Consider the following 16,166-nt stretch of genomic DNA (forward strand, 5'->3'; position numbering starts at 1 on the left):
GCGAGTGCGGGTATGCTTGACTTCCGGAGCGACACCGTCACGCGGCCGACCGAAGAGATGCGGGAGGCCGCGCGGACGGCGGACGTTGGCGACGACGTCTACCGCGAGGACCCGACCGTGAACGAACTCGAAGCCGAGGCCGTGGCCCGCGTGGGGATGGAGGCCGCGATGTTCGTGCCGTCGGGGACGATGGGGAACCAGATCGCGGCGCGCGTCCACACGGAGCGCGGCCAGGAGGCGCTCGTGGAGGAGACGAGTCACGTCTACAAGTACGAACTCGGCGGGTTCGCCCAGCACTCGGAACTGCAGGTGCGGACGTTCGACGGCGGTGAGAACGGCGCACCCACGCCGGAACAGGTGGAAGCCGGGTACGTGGAGGAGGAGCTGCATCGGCCGGGAACGGGCCTGCTCTGCCTCGAGAACACGCACAACGTGAAGGGCGGTGTCGCCGTCGACCCGGACACTGTCGGCGCGGCGGCGGAGGCGGCGCGCGACCACGGCGTCCCCGTTCACCTCGACGGCGCGCGGCTGTTCAACGCCGCCGTCTCCCTCGACGTGTCCGCGAGCGAGATCACCGAGCACGTCGACTCCGTGATGTTCTGTCTCTCGAAGGGGCTCGGCGCGCCCGTCGGGTCGATTCTCGCGGGCGACGCGGCGTTCATCGAGAACGCGCGCCGCGTCCGCAAGCTGTTCGGCGGCGGGATGCGGCAAGCGGGGATGGTCGCCGCGCCCGGACTGGTCGCGCTCGAGAACGTCTCCCGGCTCTCCGTTGACCACGAGAACGCCGCGGCGCTCGCGGCCGGCCTCGACGACATCGACGGGCTCCGAGCACCCGCGCCGGACACGAATATCGTGCTCGTCCACACGGAGGACGCGGGTCTCACCGCGAGCGAACTCATCGAGCGCTGCGAGCGCGAGGACGTGCTGGCGTCGGAGTTCGGCGAGCACACCGTGCGCTTTTGCACCCATCAGGACGTGGACGAATCGGACGTGTCGACCGCGGTCGAAACCGTCGCGGACGCGGTCTAGTTCTTCCCGTCGTGGAAGCCGTCGCGGAACCCGGAGACCGTCCGGGTGAGAAAGCGGTAGACGTAGAGGACGAACGCGACGAATATCCCTGCAATCGCGTAGAACACCGGGTCGTCGGGGAGCACACGTGAGAGGTGCCCGTAGTCCCGTATAGGGTTTTCGCCGAGTAACGCTAAAGCCCTCGGACGCTCAAGAGGCGGGTATGTCCCTTCTGCCCTCCCAGAAGCCGGACGCGCCGGACGGCGACCCGCGCGTCATCGGCGTGGACTCGGAGGACGCGGACCGTGTGCTGTCCGCGCTCTCCGCCGGTACCGCTCGCACGATGCTCACCACCCTGCACGAGGAACCCGCGACGGCGTCCGAACTCGCTGACGAGGTGGACACGACCCTCCAGAACACCCAGTACCACCTCGGGAAACTCCGGGACGCCGACCTCGTGGAGGTCGCGGGCACCTCGTACTCCGAGAAGGGGCGCGAGATGACGGTGTACGCGCCGACGGACGCGCCGCTCGTGTTGTTCGCGGGCGACGAGAACACGGGGAGTACGGTACGGTCGATGCTCGGCGCGCTCCTCGGGGCGGTCGCCGTGCTCGGCGTCGCCTCGCTGTTCGTCCAGTACCTCGCTGAGGCCGTTCTCGCGCCAAGTGGGGACGGGAGCGGCGGGTTCTCGACCGCGAGCGCCGACACGGCGTCGAACGCGGTGGTGGGGCTGCCGCCGGGCGTCCTGTTCTTCCTCGGCGGCCTGCTGGTGCTCTGTCTCGCCGCCGGCTATCGGTTCTGGTCGCGGTAGCGGAGACTCAAACGGCCGTTTGAGTCTTCACGAACTACTTGGTGTACCCGGTAGTAGCAGCAGGTACAGGCCGCCTCCCCCGTGGCCTGGTCGCGTCCTCGTGGCGCGCCCCGCTACGTTCGGCCCTCCACCCCGAACGCCTCGATAACTGTTCCGTCCCGTTGCCTGATTTCTCCGCGGAGCCCGTCGTCCGTTCGCTCGAGTTCCACGTGGGTCACCGGATGACCGCGGGGTTCGGCGTGCGTCCCGGGGTTCAGCAGCACGAGGTCGCCCATGTCGGTGACGCTGGGGCGGTGCGTGTGCCCGGAAATCACGAGGTCAGCGCCGCGCTGCCGGCCGAACATCGCGAGTCCGGTTTCGCCGCCGCGTTCCGTGTGCGTCATCGCGACCCGAACCCCGGCGAGTTCGACCGTGCGGGCGGCCGGGAGGCGGTCTCGGACCGCCTGTGTGTCCGCGTTCCCGTGCACCGCGTGGAGGCGGTTCGCGATGTCGTGGAACGCGTCGAGCGCCGATTCCGTGGTGAAGTCACCCGCGTGCAGGACGACTGCAGCGGATTCGGCGGCGTCGCGGGTTCTGCCGGCGAGTTCGTGGTCCGTCTCGCTGTGCGTGTCCGAAACGACGACAATCATGTCGGGGTCACCGCGGTCGCGAGCAGGTAGAGGACGGCGCCGGTGACGACCGCGGCGACGAACGACTGAACGTGAATCCGGACGGCTTTCCGGCGGTCGGCGCGCCGCGCGGCGTCGTCCGTGACCTCGCGGCGGTCGTTCCCGTCGTCGCTCACGTCGTAGAGTCCGGCGGTCGCGAACCCCGCGCAGAACCGGTGTGCGCCCTGTAGCACGCCCTCGAAGCCCGCGAGCAGTGGGGCCACTACGGCGAGCATCCAGACGGCGGGGAGCGAGAGCGCGTACACCGCGACAACTGCCGCGGCGGCGACCACGACCCCCGCGACGCCGAACGCGTACCGCTTCCGCCGCTCGACGCCGCCGATGTTACACACCCCTGGCTGGTACTCGGTCATACACGAGGTGATTGGGGGCGGCCACCGAAACGGTTCCGGCGGGCTTTTTTCACGCCGCGGGACGAACCGCTGGTAATGGCGTCAAGCAAGTCTGTGGTTCTCGCGGCGTTGTTCGCGAACGCCGCCATCGCCGTCCTGAAGTTCATCGGGTTCACCCTGACCGGGAGTCCGGCGATGCTTTCGGAGACGTACCACTCCATCTCCGATACGGGCAATCAGGTGTTCCTCCTCATCGGCCTGCGGTACGGCGGCCGCGAACGCACCCGCGCTCACCCGTTCGGGTACGGGAAGGCGCAGTTCTTCTACGCGTTCCTCGTGAGCGTCCTCTTGTTCGGCATCGCGGGCTGGGAGAGCTTCAATCACGGGTATCACGCGCTCACCAGCCACTCGTCCGCCGCACCCACCGGCGAAGTCACCCTGCTCTCGCAGACGTTCCCCTCGGTCTGGGTGAACTACGGCGTCCTCCTCGGCGGTATCGTCTTCGAGTCGTACGCGCTCTATCAGGCCACGCTCGGGATGCGCGCGGATATCCGCCGGCACGACTGGAGCGGGTTCCGCGAGGCGTTCCGGAAGACCTCGAACGTCACGACGCTCACCGCGTTCACCGAGGATCTCATCGCCATCTCCGGGCTGGCGCTCGCGCTCGTCGGCGTGTTCCTCAGCGACTTCACGGGCAACCCGATGTATGATGCCGCCGCCGCGCTCCTCATCGGCGTGCTCCTGATGGGGTTCGCGGTCGCGCTCGCGTGGGAGAACAAGCGCCTCCTGCTCGGCGAAAGCCTCCAGAAGGAAGAAGAGAACGAACTCCGCGCCATTGTCGCGGACTGGGAGGGCGTCACGGAGATCGTGGACTTCCGGACCGTCTTCTTCGGCCCGAACCAGGTGCTGGTGACGGCTGACGTGTCGTTCGACTCCTCGTGGAACACGGAACGCATCGACGACGCCATCACCGCCATCGAGGACGACCTCCAGGCCGCGAACAGCGACGTGAAGAAGGTCTACATCGAACCCGAAGTCTGACGCTCTACGAGGCGCGGTTCTCGGGCCAGTCGTGTTGCGTTCGTTCCGGCTGGCCGTCGTTCAGTCGTTCGTAGTGTTTCACACCGAGTGCGCGTGCCCATCGAATGCCGTAGTAGAACGCCGCAACACCGAGAATCAGAAGAAAGCCGAAAACAGCGAGAATGAGCGCTTCAGGAACGCCCTGATTCTGTAACGACCAGTAGGATAACAAGCCACCAATCGCGCCGGCTATCACGTCTCTCGCCGCGTCGTGGAAGTCGCGTTCGAACATGTGAATCTGGTTCTGATCGACCGGCATCCCACAAAAATCGTGGTGCGGCGAATCGACGATCGTTCGGTCGAACCCCGAGTTTAAGCCGTTTGACGGCGAATACGTTCCCAACGTGGCTTCGAGTAACGCGGACTACCTCCGGTTCTTCCCGAAACCGTCGCCGTACGACAATCAGTCGGAGGCGATGGAGCGGATTCGGGAGACCCTGGAGGACGGCCGGAACGTCCTGTTCGAGGGGGCGTGCGGGACGGGGAAGACGCTGGCGGCGCTCGCGCCGGCGCTGTCGTACGCGCGGGAGACGGACAAGACGGTCGTGATTACGACGAACGTCCACCAGCAGATGCGGCAGTTCGTCCGGGAGGCCCGCGAGATTCACGCGGAGGAACCCATCCGGGGTATCGTGTTCAAGGGGAAGGGCGAGATGTGCCACATCGACGTGGGGTACGAGGAGTGTCAGGTGCTCCGGGACAACACCCACGAGGTCGTGGACCTCGAACGCGACCGGGAGCAGCTCGCGGAACGCCAGCAGGAGTTGCTGGACGCGGCGAACGACGGGGAGTCGGGGGCGGCGGACGCCCGGCAGGCCGTGATGGACGAACTCGAATCCGTCGAGGCGGAACTCGAAGACCTGCGGGAGAAGAACACGTGCGAGCACTACTACGAGAACCTCACGGCGGACACGGACGACTTCTACGCGTGGCTGTACGACGACGTGCGGACACCCGAGGACATCTACGAGTACGCGGCGATGGAGGGGCTCTGTGGCTACGAACTCCTGAAGGACGGCATCGAGGGCGTCGACCTCGCGGTGTGTAACTACCACCACCTGCTCGACCCCGGAATCCGCGCGCAGTTCTTCCGCTGGCTCGGCCGCGACCCCGAGGACGTGGTGGTGGTGTTCGACGAAGCGCACAACGTCGAGGACGCGGCGCGCGACCACGCCTCCGAGACGCTGACGGAGAACACGCTCGACGAAGCCGTCTCCGAACTGGAGGAGTCGGACGACGCGCGGACGGACGCGGCGCTGAACGTCGTCGAAGCGTTCCGGGACGCGCTCGTCGAGACGTACGAGGATTCCTTCGGGTACGGGGACGCGGAGCGCCTCGGGGAGAACTGGGAGGACGTGCCGGTCGCGAACGAGACCAAGCGGGACGACCTCACGCTCGCGTTCCTGGAGCACTACGAGGGGCGCGGCATCAGTCAGGACGTGGACGACGCGTTCGCGCTCGGCGAACACCTCGATGAGACGTACGAGGACGCGTACCGGAACGGGGACGCGACGACACGCGAGGACTGCCAGACCCTCCAGTGCGCGCGGTTCGTGGACGCCTATCTGACGAAGAGCACGGAACTCGGCCAGTACCCCACGGTGTCAGTGCGGCGGGATTCGGGGACGGGGACCGTCTACGGGCGCGCGGAACTCTACACGTGCATCCCCCGGGACGTGACAACGGAGCTGTTCGAGGACGTGCACGCGAGCGTCCTGATGAGCGCGACGCTCCGGCCGTTCGACGTGACCGCGGACGTGCTGGGGCTTGAGGACCCGGAGACGATGGCGTACGGCCTCCAGTTCCCCGAGGAGCGCCGGCGGACGTTCGCCGTGGACACGGAGCCGCTGTTCTCGAGTAACCGCGACGACCCCGCGGTCCAGCAGGAGTACGCGGACGCGCTCCGGGATTTCGTGGAGTTCTCGGCGGGGAACACCCTGTTGTTCTTCCCGAGCTATTCGGAGGCGGAGCGCTACCACGGCCTGCTCGCGGACGCGGACGCCGCGCGCTACCTCGACGAACCGGGCGTGAGCGCGGACGACCTCCGCGAGGAGTTCGCGGCGGACGCGAACGCTGTGCTGTTCACGAGCCTCTGGGGGACACTCGCGGAGGGCGTGTCGTTCGACGGCGACGACGCCCGCTCCGTGGGCGTGGTCGGCGTGCCCTACCCGCATCTGGACGAGCGCGCGGAGGCCGTGCAGGACGCGTACGGCGAGGCGTTCAAGGACACGGGCCGCCAGCGCCGCGGCGAAGACCCCGGCTGGCGGTACGCCGTGGAGATTCCGACGGTGCGAAAGACCCGGCAGGCACTCGGGCGCGTGATTCGGTCGCCCGACGACTATGGGGTGCGCGCGCTCTTCGACCGCCGGTACACGAAGCAGTCGCGGACGGAGATGCGGAAGTACAGCGTGAACAACGCGTTCCCGCCGGAGGAACGCTCGGAACTCATCGACATCGCGCCCGAGAAGCTGAAGTTCGCGACCCTGAACTTCTACGGCGACATGGACGCCTGGGACGGCAGTCCCCCGCGACCCTAGGCGGGGAGCGCGAGGGTGCTGATGCGTTCGTGGTGGGTGGCGTCCCGGAATTCGAGTTCCTCCACCGTCCACGTCACGGGGTCGATGTCGGCGGCGAGCACGTCCTCGAGCGCGGACTGGGCGCGGAAGCCGGAGAGGTCGCGGGCGAGCGTGACGTGCGGCGTGTAGTCCTCGCCTTCCATCCCCGGCACGGGGTCGAACGCGTCACAGAGCCGTCGGTGAATCTCCCGAAGGCCGGGACTCTCGACGGCGAGGTAGACGACGGGGCTCGTGCCGCTCGGCGGGTTCTCGAAGACGCCGACATCGCTGATTCGGCACTCGAAACTCGGGGCGCCGCGGAGGGCGTCGCGGGCGCGACGCTCGTTCTCCCGGTACTCGCGGCGGTCCTCGGCGGGGAGGCGTTTCGCGACGAGCGAGCGCGTGCGGCGCTCGCGAACGCGGTCGAACGGCGTGAGAAGGGGGCGGAGGTCGTCCACGACGTCGTGAACCGGGTCGGGGACGGGGACGTTCACGCTGTACACGCGAACGGAGAGGGACTGCGGGGGTTTGCTGTTGTCGGCTCAGATGCGGTCGAGCAGCCAGAGGACGATGAGGACGGCGATGAGCAGACCGATGACCGGACCGACGAGTGCGGCGAGCGTACTGACGAACTCCCCGAGTATCTGGAGGACGAGCCAGACGACGACGAGCACGAGCACAATCTTGAGGAGGGACTCCACCTCCAGTTCGGCGCGGTCGAGCATACCCCAGCGTTCGCGGGCGGCCACCATAACGTATGGGGCGAGTCGGGCGATGACGAAACCCATTAATACGAGGGCGAGTGTAGAGTGGCGTACGATGATGACGACTCCCGCCGCCGCGCGTTCGCGTTCGGTGAGCGAGTCGTCCGCCGCTTTCCTCGCGCGACGACGACGACCGGGGTCCTCTGACCCCAACTAGTTACTACCCCACGTCGGTCGGTCGTTCGCGCGCTCACTAATCACGGAATCCAACGAGAATGTCAGGAAAAGCGGCGCTCGCCTTCTCGGGCGGGCTCGATACGACGGTCTGTGTACCGCTGCTAGAAGAAGAGTACGGCTACGACGAGGTTATCGGCGTCACGGTGGACGTCGGACAACCCGAATCGGAGTTCGCTGAGGCCGAGGAGACGGCAGAGGCGCTCGACTTGGAGCACTTCGTCGTGGACGCGAAGGACGAGTTCGCGTCGCTCTGCATGGACGCCGTGCAGGCGAACGCGGACTACCAGGGCTACCCGCTCGGCACGGCGCTGGCGCGGCCGGTCATCGCGAAAGCCATCCTCGAAGTCGCGGAGGACGAGGGCTGTGCGGCGGTCGCGCACGGCTGCACCGGGAAGGGGAACGACCAGCTGCGGTTCGAGGCGGTGTGGCGGAGCTCCGACCTCGAAGTCGTCGCGCCGGTTCGCGAACTCGGCCTCACCCGCGAGTGGGAGGTCGACTACGCGGCGGAGAAGAACCTGCCCGTGGAGGGCGGGAACGCGGGCGTGTGGAGTATCGACTCGAACCTCTGGAGCCGCAGCATCGAGGGCGGACAGCTGGAGGACCCAGGGTACGTCCCGCCGACGGACATCTACGAGTGGACGGACGACCCCGGTGAGGAGACCGAGCTGGTCGAAATCGAGTTCGAGGCGGGCGTGCCGGTCGCGGTGAACGGCGAGGAACTCCCGCAGGTCCAGCTCATCCAGTACCTGAACGACCTCGCGGGAAGCTACGGAGTCGGTCGGACGGACATGATGGAGGACCGTATGCTCGGGCTGAAGGTGCGCGAGAACTACGAGCATCCGGCGGCGACGACGCTGCTGAACGCGCACGAGGCGCTCGAAGGACTCGTGCTGACGAAGGAGGAGCGCGACTTCAAGCAGGAAGTGGACGCGCAGTGGTCGCAGAAGGCGTACGAGGGACTGGTGGACGCCCCGCTCGTCGACGCCCTGGAGGGCTTTATCTCGACGACACAGGAGCGCGTCACCGGTACGGTGACCATCAAGTTCGAGGGCGGACAGGCGCGTCCGGTGGCGCGTGACAGCGAGTACGCGGTGTACTCTGAGTCCGCGGCGTCGTTCAACACCGAGACGGTGGACGGTATCAAGCAGGAGGACGCGACGGGCGTGGCGAAGTACCACGGCTTCCAGTCGCGGCTCGCGAACAAGTCGAAGCCGACGCTCACGACGGACGGGGGCGACGACGAATGAGCGAGGGAGAGGACTCGACGGCGGTTCGTCGGGAGCGTTTCAGCGGCGGCCCCGCCCGCGAGTTCCTCTCCTCGATGGACGCCGACAGCAGGATTTTCGACGCCGACCTCGCGGTGGACCGCGCGCACGTCGTGATGCTCGCCGAACAGGGCGTCATCGAGGCGTCGGCGGCCGCGACGATTCTCGACGCGCTCGACGACGTGGAGTCAGCTGGGTTCGACGCGCTCCCGGACGGCGAGGACGTGCACGAAGCCATCGAGACCGCGGTCATCGAGCGTGTCGGTCCCGTCGGCGGGAAGATGCACACGGCGCGCTCGCGGAACGACGAGGTCGCGACCTGCATTCGCTACCGGTTCCGCGAGGACCTGCTGGACGCCGCGGAGACGACCGTCGCGTTCCGGGAGGCGCTCCTGGAAACGGCCGCGGAGCACGCGGACACGGTGATGCCGGGGTACACGCACCTCCAGCCGGCGCAGCCGGTGACGGTCGCGCACTTCCTGCTCTCCTACGAGTCCGCGGTCGCCCGCGACACCGAACGCCTTCTTGACGCCTACGCGCGGACGAACCGGAGTCCGCTGGGCGCGGCGGCGTTCGGCGGGACGCCGTTCGACATCGACCGCGAGCGCACCGCCGACCTGCTCGGGTTCGACGAGGTCGTCGAGAACAGCATGGACGCGTCCTCGACCCGGGACTTCCTCGTCGAGGGCGTGTCGGCGCTCGCGACCCTCGCGACCACAACCTCGGGGCTGGCGGAGGACTTGGTGGTGTTCTCGAACAAGGGCCTGCTCTCGCTCTCGGACGACTACTCCTCTACGTCCTCGATTATGCCGCAGAAGAAGAACCCGGACACGCTCGAACTCGTCCGCGCGACCGCGGGCGACGCGACGGGCGCGCTTCAGGGCCTCCTCACCACGCTGAAGGGGCTGCCGCGGGCGTACAACCGCGACCTTCAGTCCGCGACGGGGTACGGTTGGACGGCCGTGGACGAGGTTGTCGAGGCAGTCGAGGTTGCGGCGGGCGCGGTCGCCACGGCGGAGTGGCCGGCGGACGCGCTCGCGGACGCCGCCGGCGAGGGGTTCTCGACGGCGACGGGCGTCGCGGACACGCTCGCGATGGCCGGCCTCCCGTTCCGCACCGCGCACGAAATCGTCGCCGAAGCGGGAACGGGCGACATCGCGGCGCTCGACGACGCGGCGCGCGCGGTGACCGGAGAGTCGCTCGCGGACCTCGCGGACGTCGATGCCGTGGAGGCGGCGCTCGACCCGGCGGCGAGCGTGGCGATGCGGGACTCGTACGGCGGTCCCGCTCCGGACGCGGTGGCGGGTGCGCTCGACCGCGCGGCGGACTCGGTGGCCGCGGACGTGGACGCCGTCGAGGCGCGCCAGGACGCGCTCGCGGCGGCCGAGGAGGCGTTGACGGCGGAGGTGGCGTCGTATGAGTAGCGACGCGTTCGCGGGACCGCTGCGACGACCGCGACCCCCGTTCGGGGGACTTTATAACTACAGTACTGGTTTCGGTTCGCGGCTTCGTTCGGGTTTTTCGGGCGTTTCGTCCGGGTAGCGACGGCACCGCCTTCATTTAATCTAATTGATAGGTTCGACGTGTTTAAGTGGGTGTGGTCGGTACTCGTGAGTGTATGACAGAATGTGTCGAGTGCGGGGCGGAGGTCTCCCTGCACGAGGACCTCGAAGTCGGAGAGATCGTCGACTGTGACACCTGCGGTCAGGAACTCGAAGTCGTCGACACCGAGCCTCCCGTCCTCGACCGGGCACCCGAGCTCGACGAGGACTGGGGGGAGTAACGTGCAAATCGGCATCCTCTACTCGCGGATACGGAAGGACGAGAAACTCCTCCTCTCCGAACTCCGCGAGCGCGGCCACGACGTCGAGAAGCTCGACGTGCGGAAACTCGAATTCGGCGTCGGAAACCCGCCGGAGGGCGTCGCGGACCTCGACATCGTGCTCGACCGGTGTCTCGCCACCAGCCGCAGCCGGTACGCCACCCAGTTCGTCGACAGCTACGGCGTCCCGGTCGTGAACACGCCGGACACCGCCGACCTCTGCGCGGACAAGGCGAAAACCAGCGTCGCGCTCGACGCCGCGGGCGTGCCGACACCGGAGACGACGGTGGCGTTCGACACGGACAGCGCGCTCTCCGCCATCGAATCCTATGGGTATCCCTGCGTCGTCAAGCCCGTTATCGGGTCGTGGGGCCGCCTGATGGCGAAGCTCGAATCGCGGAGCGCCGCGGAGGCCGTGCTCGAACACAAGGCGACGCTCGGCCACTACGAGCACAAGGTGTTCTACATTCAGGAGTTCGTGGAGAAACCCGGCCGCGACATCCGCGTCGTCGCGCTGGACGGCGAACCCGTCGCCGCGATGACGCGCTCCGCCGACCACTGGCTCACCAACGCCGCGAAGGGCGCACAGACCGCGGAGTTCGAGGTCACGCCCGAAGTCAAGGACCTCGTCGAGACGGCGAGCGACGCCGTCGGCGGCGGCCTACTCGGCGTTGACTTGATGGAAGCGGGCGACTCGTACACGGTGCACGAGGTGAATCACACGGTCGAGTTCAAGGCGCTGAACGACTGCGTGGACGTCGACGTGCCCGCGGCCGTGGTGGACTGGCTCGAAGCAAAAGCCGAGACGGGGGTGCCGGCATGAAGGTCGGCGTCGTCGGCGCGTCCGGGTTCACGGGCGGCGAGCTCTGCCGGCTCGTCAGCGCGCATCCCGAGTTCGACCTCGTGACCGCGACGAGCCGCGAGTACGCGAACAAAACGGTGGGGAGCGTCCACCCGAACTTGCGCGGGCTCGACCTGCGGTTCTCGCACCCGGACGACCTCGACGACCTGGACGTGCTGTTCGTCGCCGCGCCGCACGGCGTGACGATGGAGCACGTCGAGGAGTACCGCGACCTCGCGGACCTCGTAGTCGACCTCTCCGCGGACTTCCGGCTCGATTCCGAGGAGCAGTACGACGAGTGGTACGACGGCCACAGCGCACCCGAACACATCCCCGACGGCGTGTACGCGCTCCCGGAACTCCACCGCGAGGAGCTGGCGGGCGCGGAGCTGATCGCGTCCGGCGGCTGTAACGCGACCGCGACGATTCTCGGACTGAAACCGCTCGCGGACGCCGGCATCCTCGACGGCGCGGACGTGACCGTGGACGTGAAGGTCGGGTCGTCGGAGGGCGGCGCGGGCGGCGGCGCGGCGTCCTCGCACCCCGAACGCTCGGGCGTCGTGCGGCCGTACGCGCCGACCGGCCACCGCCACGAGGCCGAAATCGAACAGGAGCTCGGCGTCCAGGTCGGGTTCACGGCGCACGCGGTGGACATGACGCGCGGCGCGGCCGCGACCTGCCACGTCTACCCCGACGAGGCCCCCTCGACGGGCGACCTCTGGCAGGCGTTCCGGGGCGCGTACGAGGACGAGCCGTTCGTCCGGCTCGTCGCCGGGAGCGGCGGCGTCTACCGCTACCCCGAACCGAAGGCGGTGGCGGGCACGAACTACGCCGACGTGGGGTTCGAACTCGACGAGCGCAACGGCCGCGTCGTGGTGTTCTCCGCCATCGACAACATGATGAAAGGCTCCGCGGGCCAGGCCGTCCACGCGGCGAACGTCGCGCTCGGCATCGACGAGCAAGCGGGCCTGGCGTTCGACGGACTCCACCCAGTGGGGGCTCCATAGATGACGTTAGTGGTGAAAATCGGCGGTGCACGCGCGGTGAATCCGGAGGGTGCGCTGACGGACATCGCGCACCTCGTGTTGAACGACGAGGACGTGGTGGTCGTGCACGGCGGGTCGACCGCGGTGGACGACCTCCTCTCCCGCCTCGACATCGAACCCGACTACGTGGAGTCCCCGTCCGGGATGACGGGACGGTTCACGGACGCGGAGACGATGGACGCGTTCACGATGGCGATGGCCGGCGTGAACACCGATTTGGTCGCCGCCCTCCAGGACACCGGCGTGCCCGCTGTCGGCCTCTCCGGCGTCGACGGCGCGCTCCTCACCGGCCCCCGGAAGTCGATGGTGAAGGTCGTGGAGGACGGGAGGAAGAAGATTCGCCGCGGCGACCACTCCGGGACGATAACGAGCGTGAACACGGACTTGCTCGATACGTTGCTCGACGACTACGTTCCAGTCATCTCACTGCCGATGCTCGCAGACGACGGCGTGGCGGTGAACGCGGACGCGGACCGCGCGGCCGCAGCGGTCGCCGGCGCGCTCGCCGCTGACCTCGTCGTGCTCACGGACGTGGCGGGCGTGTACGCCGACCCCGACGACCCCGACACGCTCGTCGAGAACGTGGACGCCCCTGCCGACCTCGAATCCGTCGAGGAGTACGCGGAGGGGTTCATGTCGAAGAAGGTGCTCGCGGCGACGGAAGCCCTCGACGGCGGCGCCGAATCGGTGACCATCGCGGACGCGAACGCGAACGACCCCATCGTCTCCGCGCTCTCCGGCCACGGCACGCGCTTCACGCGCGGCGCGCTCGGAGGTGAGAGCGATGCCTGAGGCGTCGTTCGTCTTCGGCGAGAAACCCATCCGCATCGAGTCCGGGGACGGCGTCCACCTCTACGACGACGACGGGAACGCGTACCTCGACTTCGGCGCGAGCTACGCGTGCACGCCGCTAGGGCACAGCCATCCCGCCGTCGTCGACGCCGTCCAGGAGCAGGTCGCGGAGTTGACGTTCGTCCAGGGGTCGTACCCCGTGGACGCCCGCGACGGTCTCTACGAGCGCCTCGGCGACCTCGGGCCGGGCGGCTGCTCGAACGTCTGGCTCTGCAACTCCGGGACGGAGGCGAACGAGGCCGCGTTGAAGTTCGCGCGGCACGCCACCGGGAACTCGGAGGTCGTCGCGGCGACCCGGGCATTCCACGGACGGACGATGGGGTCGCTCGCGGCGACGTGGAAGGACGAGTACAAGGAGGGGTTCGGCCCGCTCCCCGAGGGGTTCACGCACGTTCCCTACGGCGACGCAGACGCGCTCGCAGAGGCCGTCACGGAGGACACCGCGGCGGTCATCCTCGAACCGATACAGGGCGAGGGCGGCATCAACCCCGCGCCCGACGGCTACCTCCAGGCGGCGCGCGACGCGACCGACGCGGCGGGCGCGGCGCTCGTGTTCGACGAAATCCAGACTGGCCTCGGCCGCACGGGGACGCTCTGGGCGTGCGAGGACGCGGGCGTCAGCCCCGATATCCTCACGACAGCGAAGGGACTGGGGAACGGCCTGCCCGTCGCCGCCACGCTCTGCGCGGACTGGATAGCGGAGGACGCCGGCTCGCACGGCTCGACGTTCTCCGGCGGCCCCGTCGTCTGCGCGGCCGCGAACGCCACGCTCGACGCCATCGTTGAAGAGGACTTGCCCGCGCACGCCGCCAGCCTGGGCGAGACGTTCAAGAACCGTCTCGGGGAAATCGACGACCTCCGGGACGTGCGCGGCGAAGGCCTTCTGGTGGGTGTCGAGGTGAAACGGGGGGCGAACCGCGCGCTTCGGAATCTCGCGCTGAACCACGGCGTGCTCGCGCTCCCGACCGGCCGTACCGTCGTGCGGTTCCTCCCGCCGCTCGTCGCGACCGAGGAGGACTGCACGACGGTCGCGGACGCGCTCGAATCGGTGGTCGGATGACTCGGAGCCTGCTCCACGACCTCGTCGCGACGCCGTCCGTGTCAGGCGACGAGGCGGCGGCGGCCGACGTGCTCGTGGCGTTCTTCGAGGAACACGGTCGGGAGGCGTGGACCGACGCGGTCGGGAACGTCCGCGCGCCCGCCGACGACTCCGTGCTCCTCACGTCGCACGTGGACACCGTCCCCGGCGACATCGAGGTTCGCGTGGAGGACGAGGTGCTCTACGGCCGGGGGAGCGTGGACGCGAAGGGACCGCTCGCGGCGATGGCGACCGCCGCCGTCGAAACGGGCGCCTCGTTCGTCGGCGTCGTCGGCGAGGAACGCGACTCCCGTGGCGCGCGCCACCTCGTCGCCAACCGCGAGGAACCGGACGCCGTGGTGAACGGCGAACCCTCGGGCTGGGACGCCGTGACGCTCGGCTATCGGGGACTGCTGCCGGCGCGCTACGAGGTGGAGACGCCGACCGCGCACGGGTCGCTCCCGGAGGCGAACGCCATCGACCACGCGACCGCGTGGTGGGAGTCGGTGCGGGAGGCGTTCGACGACGAGTCGGAGTACGTGTTCGAGACCGTGACGCCGACGCCGCTCGACCTGAACGGCGGAACGAGCGGGGACGGCCTGAGCGTCGATGCGACGCTCACCGCGTCGTTCCGCCTGCCGCCCGAGACCGGCGCGGAGGACGTGAAGGAAACGCTCGCCGACCTCACCGAGCACGGGAGCGTCTCCTACGACCAGCACTACCAGCCGGTGATGGTGTCGCCGCGGACGCCGGTCGCGGGCGCGCTCCGCGCCGCCATCCGCGAGGCGGGCGGGAGTCCGGGGCACGTCCGGAAGACCGGGACGAGCGACATGAACGTGTACGCCGCGGCCTGGGACTGCCCAATGGCGACCTACGGCCCCGGCGACTCCGAGTTGGACCACACGCCGAACGAACACATCAGTCTCGCCGAGTACGACCGGAGCGTCCGGGTGCTCTCGGCGACCGCAGACCGCCTATGCACTTCCTGACCGTAGACGACCTCACACCGACGGAGTTGGACAGCGTGCTCACTACCGCCCGCGACCTGAAGGGCGACTACGCCGGAACGCCGCTCGCCGACCGGAGCCTCGCGATGCTGTTCGAGAAGGCGAGCACGCGAACCCGCGTGAGCTTCGAGGTCGGGATGACGAAGCTCGGCGGACACGCCGTCTTCCTCGGGAAAGAGGACATCCAGCTCGGCCGCGGCGAACCAGTGCAGGACACCGCTCGCGCCCTGGCGTGCTACGCCGACGCCGTAATGGCGCGCGTGGACGACCACGAGACACTGGAGACGCTCGCCGCGTACTCCTCGATTCCGGTCGTGAACGGGCTGTCCGACGAGGCGCATCCGGTGCAGACGCTCGCAGACCTCCTCACCGTCGAGGAGGTCGTGGGCGAGGACGCCTCGGTCACCTGGGTCGGGGACGGGAACAACGTCGCCGCGTCGTTCGTCGTCGGCGCGGCGATGCGCGGCCACGACGTGACCGTCGCCACCCCCGACGCGTACGCGCTTGACGACGGCGTGCTCGACCGCGCGAGCGACTACCCCGGCACCGTCACCACGACAACCGACCCCACGGAAGCAGTCGCGGACGCGGACGTGGTGTACACGGACGTGTGGGTGAGCATGGGCGACGAGGACGAACGCGAGGAACGCCTCGACGCCCTCCAGCCCTACCAGGTGAACGAAGACCTGCTCGCGGGAACGGACGCGAAGGTGATGCACTGCCTGCCCGCCCACCGCGGCGAGGAAATCACGGAGGACGTGCTGGAGGGCGAGCGCTCGGTCGTGTGGCGGCAGGCGGAGAACCGGATGCACGGCCAGAACGGCCTGCTCGTCCACCTCGTGTAGTTGCCCGAAGCGCCC

Annotated in this window: 19 protein-coding genes; 13 read left to right on the forward strand and 6 right to left on the reverse strand. The window is 68.6% G+C overall.

All coding sequences use genetic code 11. The features are described from left to right. Window positions 1-12 precede the first annotated feature (12 nt). Entirely contained in the window at window positions 13-1,029 is a 1,017-nt protein-coding gene (locus U3A55_RS10755) for a threonine aldolase family protein (RefSeq protein WP_330991505.1), read from the forward strand. Here the strand turns inward: U3A55_RS10755 and U3A55_RS10760 are convergent. Continuing rightward, window positions 1,026-1,154 (reverse strand): DUF7859 family protein, encoded by a 129-nt coding sequence (locus tag U3A55_RS10760; protein WP_330991506.1) that lies wholly within the window; start codon window positions 1,152-1,154, stop codon window positions 1,026-1,028. The genes U3A55_RS10755 and U3A55_RS10760 overlap by 4 nt on opposite strands. A 77-nt stretch (window positions 1,155-1,231) precedes the next feature. Between U3A55_RS10760 and U3A55_RS10765 the strand changes: the two genes are divergently transcribed. Then, complete coding sequence (locus U3A55_RS10765; protein ID WP_330991507.1) at window positions 1,232-1,819, forward strand: ArsR/SmtB family transcription factor; 588 nt, start codon at window positions 1,232-1,234, stop codon at window positions 1,817-1,819. A 113-nt stretch (window positions 1,820-1,932) separates the two neighbouring features. On the opposite strand, the gene U3A55_RS10770 is transcribed toward U3A55_RS10765, so the two are convergent. Continuing rightward, window positions 1,933-2,448: a metallophosphoesterase gene (locus U3A55_RS10770; protein ID WP_330991508.1), complete on the reverse strand. Its 516-nt coding sequence runs from the start codon at window positions 2,446-2,448 to the stop codon at window positions 1,933-1,935. After that, complete coding sequence (locus U3A55_RS10775) at window positions 2,445-2,840, reverse strand: hypothetical protein (protein ID WP_330991509.1); 396 nt, start codon at window positions 2,838-2,840, stop codon at window positions 2,445-2,447. Before U3A55_RS10775 ends, U3A55_RS10770 begins: the two co-directional genes overlap by 4 nt. 75 nt (window positions 2,841-2,915) lie before the next feature. Between U3A55_RS10775 and U3A55_RS10780 the strand changes: the two genes are divergently transcribed. Beyond that, window positions 2,916-3,860 carry a cation diffusion facilitator family transporter gene (locus U3A55_RS10780; protein WP_330991510.1) on the forward strand — a complete coding sequence of 315 codons (945 nt, stop codon included), beginning with the start codon at window positions 2,916-2,918 and terminating at the stop codon, window positions 3,858-3,860. A gap of 4 nt (window positions 3,861-3,864) precedes the next feature. Here the strand turns inward: U3A55_RS10780 and U3A55_RS10785 are convergent, their stop codons facing one another. Next, window positions 3,865-4,242, reverse strand: a complete 378-nt coding sequence (locus U3A55_RS10785) for a hypothetical protein (RefSeq protein ID WP_330991511.1) — start codon at window positions 4,240-4,242, stop codon at window positions 3,865-3,867. A 1-nt stretch (window position 4,243) separates the two neighbouring features. Here U3A55_RS10785 and U3A55_RS10790 point away from each other — a divergent pair, with 1 nt between their 5' ends. Beyond that, the gene (locus U3A55_RS10790) at window positions 4,244-6,436 is read left to right on the forward strand and encodes an ATP-dependent DNA helicase (RefSeq protein WP_330991512.1); all 2,193 of its coding nucleotides are present in this window, start codon (window positions 4,244-4,246) and stop codon (window positions 6,434-6,436) included. Here the strand turns inward: U3A55_RS10790 and U3A55_RS10795 are convergent. Both U3A55_RS10795 and U3A55_RS10800 read right to left on the reverse strand, forming a co-directional pair. Next, the gene (locus tag U3A55_RS10795; protein WP_442978303.1) at window positions 6,433-6,957 is read right to left on the reverse strand and encodes a 2'-5' RNA ligase family protein; all 525 of its coding nucleotides are present in this window, start codon (window positions 6,955-6,957) and stop codon (window positions 6,433-6,435) included. The two genes, U3A55_RS10790 and U3A55_RS10795, sit on opposite strands and share 4 nt — an antisense overlap. A 39-nt stretch (window positions 6,958-6,996) precedes the next feature. Beyond that, entirely contained in the window at window positions 6,997-7,179 is a 183-nt protein-coding gene (locus U3A55_RS10800) for a DUF7554 family protein (protein ID WP_330991514.1), read from the reverse strand. A 254-nt stretch (window positions 7,180-7,433) separates the two neighbouring features. Between U3A55_RS10800 and U3A55_RS10805 the strand changes: the two genes are divergently transcribed. The 9 genes from U3A55_RS10805 (at window position 7,434) to argF (ending at window position 16,151) form a co-directional block, all read left to right on the forward strand. Then, window positions 7,434-8,642, forward strand: a complete 1,209-nt coding sequence (locus tag U3A55_RS10805; protein WP_330991515.1) for an argininosuccinate synthase — start codon at window positions 7,434-7,436, stop codon at window positions 8,640-8,642. Continuing rightward, window positions 8,639-10,084 (forward strand): argininosuccinate lyase, encoded by a 1,446-nt coding sequence (gene argH / locus U3A55_RS10810; protein WP_330991516.1) that lies wholly within the window; start codon window positions 8,639-8,641, stop codon window positions 10,082-10,084. The genes U3A55_RS10805 and argH overlap by 4 nt, the downstream gene beginning before the upstream one ends. Before the next feature lie 194 nt (window positions 10,085-10,278). Then, window positions 10,279-10,443 (forward strand): lysine biosynthesis protein LysW, encoded by a 165-nt coding sequence (gene lysW, locus U3A55_RS10815; protein WP_227261249.1) that lies wholly within the window; start codon window positions 10,279-10,281, stop codon window positions 10,441-10,443. 1 nt (window position 10,444) lies between these two features. Beyond that, window positions 10,445-11,305 carry a lysine biosynthesis protein LysX gene (lysX, locus tag U3A55_RS10820; protein WP_330991517.1) on the forward strand — a complete coding sequence of 287 codons (861 nt, stop codon included), beginning with the start codon at window positions 10,445-10,447 and terminating at the stop codon, window positions 11,303-11,305. Beyond that, window positions 11,302-12,330, forward strand: coding sequence for an N-acetyl-gamma-glutamyl-phosphate reductase (argC, locus tag U3A55_RS10825; protein WP_330991518.1), 1,029 nt, complete (start codon window positions 11,302-11,304; stop codon window positions 12,328-12,330). The genes lysX and argC overlap by 4 nt, the downstream gene beginning before the upstream one ends. Next, window positions 12,331-13,161, forward strand: coding sequence for an acetylglutamate/acetylaminoadipate kinase (locus U3A55_RS10830; protein WP_330991519.1), 831 nt, complete (start codon window positions 12,331-12,333; stop codon window positions 13,159-13,161). It abuts the gene before it with no gap. Then, window positions 13,154-14,281 (forward strand): aspartate aminotransferase family protein, encoded by a 1,128-nt coding sequence (locus tag U3A55_RS10835; RefSeq protein ID WP_330991520.1) that lies wholly within the window; start codon window positions 13,154-13,156, stop codon window positions 14,279-14,281. The genes U3A55_RS10830 and U3A55_RS10835 overlap by 8 nt, the downstream gene beginning before the upstream one ends. Then, window positions 14,278-15,288, forward strand: coding sequence for a [LysW]-lysine hydrolase (locus U3A55_RS10840; protein ID WP_330991521.1), 1,011 nt, complete (start codon window positions 14,278-14,280; stop codon window positions 15,286-15,288). Before U3A55_RS10835 ends, U3A55_RS10840 begins: the two co-directional genes overlap by 4 nt. Next, window positions 15,276-16,151: an ornithine carbamoyltransferase gene (gene argF, locus U3A55_RS10845; protein ID WP_330991522.1), complete on the forward strand. Its 876-nt coding sequence runs from the start codon at window positions 15,276-15,278 to the stop codon at window positions 16,149-16,151. Before U3A55_RS10840 ends, argF begins: the two co-directional genes overlap by 13 nt. Window positions 16,152-16,166 lie beyond the last annotated feature (15 nt).

Origin of the sequence: Salarchaeum sp. III (genome assembly GCF_036418315.1) — an archaeon.
Classification (GTDB): Archaea; Halobacteriota; Halobacteria; order Halobacteriales; family Halobacteriaceae; genus Salarchaeum.

Excerpts from the sequence above, each read along its gene's own strand:
- U3A55_RS10805 (WP_330991515.1), top strand. The coding sequence starts at position 7,434 with ATGTCAGGAAAAGCGGCGCTCGCCTTCTCGGGCGGGCTCGATACGACG.
- argC (WP_330991518.1), top strand. The coding sequence starts at position 11,302 with ATGAAGGTCGGCGTCGTCGGCGCGTCCGGGTTCACGGGCGGCGAGCTC.
- lysW (WP_227261249.1), top strand. The coding sequence starts at position 10,279 with ATGACAGAATGTGTCGAGTGCGGGGCGGAGGTCTCCCTGCACGAGGAC.
- argH (WP_330991516.1), top strand. The coding sequence starts at position 8,639 with ATGAGCGAGGGAGAGGACTCGACGGCGGTTCGTCGGGAGCGTTTCAGC.
- U3A55_RS10835 (WP_330991520.1), top strand. The coding sequence starts at position 13,154 with ATGCCTGAGGCGTCGTTCGTCTTCGGCGAGAAACCCATCCGCATCGAG.
- U3A55_RS10800 (WP_330991514.1), bottom strand. The coding sequence starts at position 7,179 with ATGCTCGACCGCGCCGAACTGGAGGTGGAGTCCCTCCTCAAGATTGTG.
- U3A55_RS10765 (WP_330991507.1), top strand. The coding sequence starts at position 1,232 with ATGTCCCTTCTGCCCTCCCAGAAGCCGGACGCGCCGGACGGCGACCCG.
- U3A55_RS10830 (WP_330991519.1), top strand. The coding sequence starts at position 12,331 with ATGACGTTAGTGGTGAAAATCGGCGGTGCACGCGCGGTGAATCCGGAG.
- U3A55_RS10840 (WP_330991521.1), top strand. The coding sequence starts at position 14,278 with ATGACTCGGAGCCTGCTCCACGACCTCGTCGCGACGCCGTCCGTGTCA.
- U3A55_RS10775 (WP_330991509.1), bottom strand. The coding sequence starts at position 2,840 with ATGACCGAGTACCAGCCAGGGGTGTGTAACATCGGCGGCGTCGAGCGG.
- U3A55_RS10770 (WP_330991508.1), bottom strand. The coding sequence starts at position 2,448 with ATGATTGTCGTCGTTTCGGACACGCACAGCGAGACGGACCACGAACTC.
- U3A55_RS10780 (WP_330991510.1), top strand. The coding sequence starts at position 2,916 with ATGGCGTCAAGCAAGTCTGTGGTTCTCGCGGCGTTGTTCGCGAACGCC.
- U3A55_RS10755 (WP_330991505.1), top strand. The coding sequence starts at position 13 with ATGCTTGACTTCCGGAGCGACACCGTCACGCGGCCGACCGAAGAGATG.
- argF (WP_330991522.1), top strand. The coding sequence starts at position 15,276 with ATGCACTTCCTGACCGTAGACGACCTCACACCGACGGAGTTGGACAGC.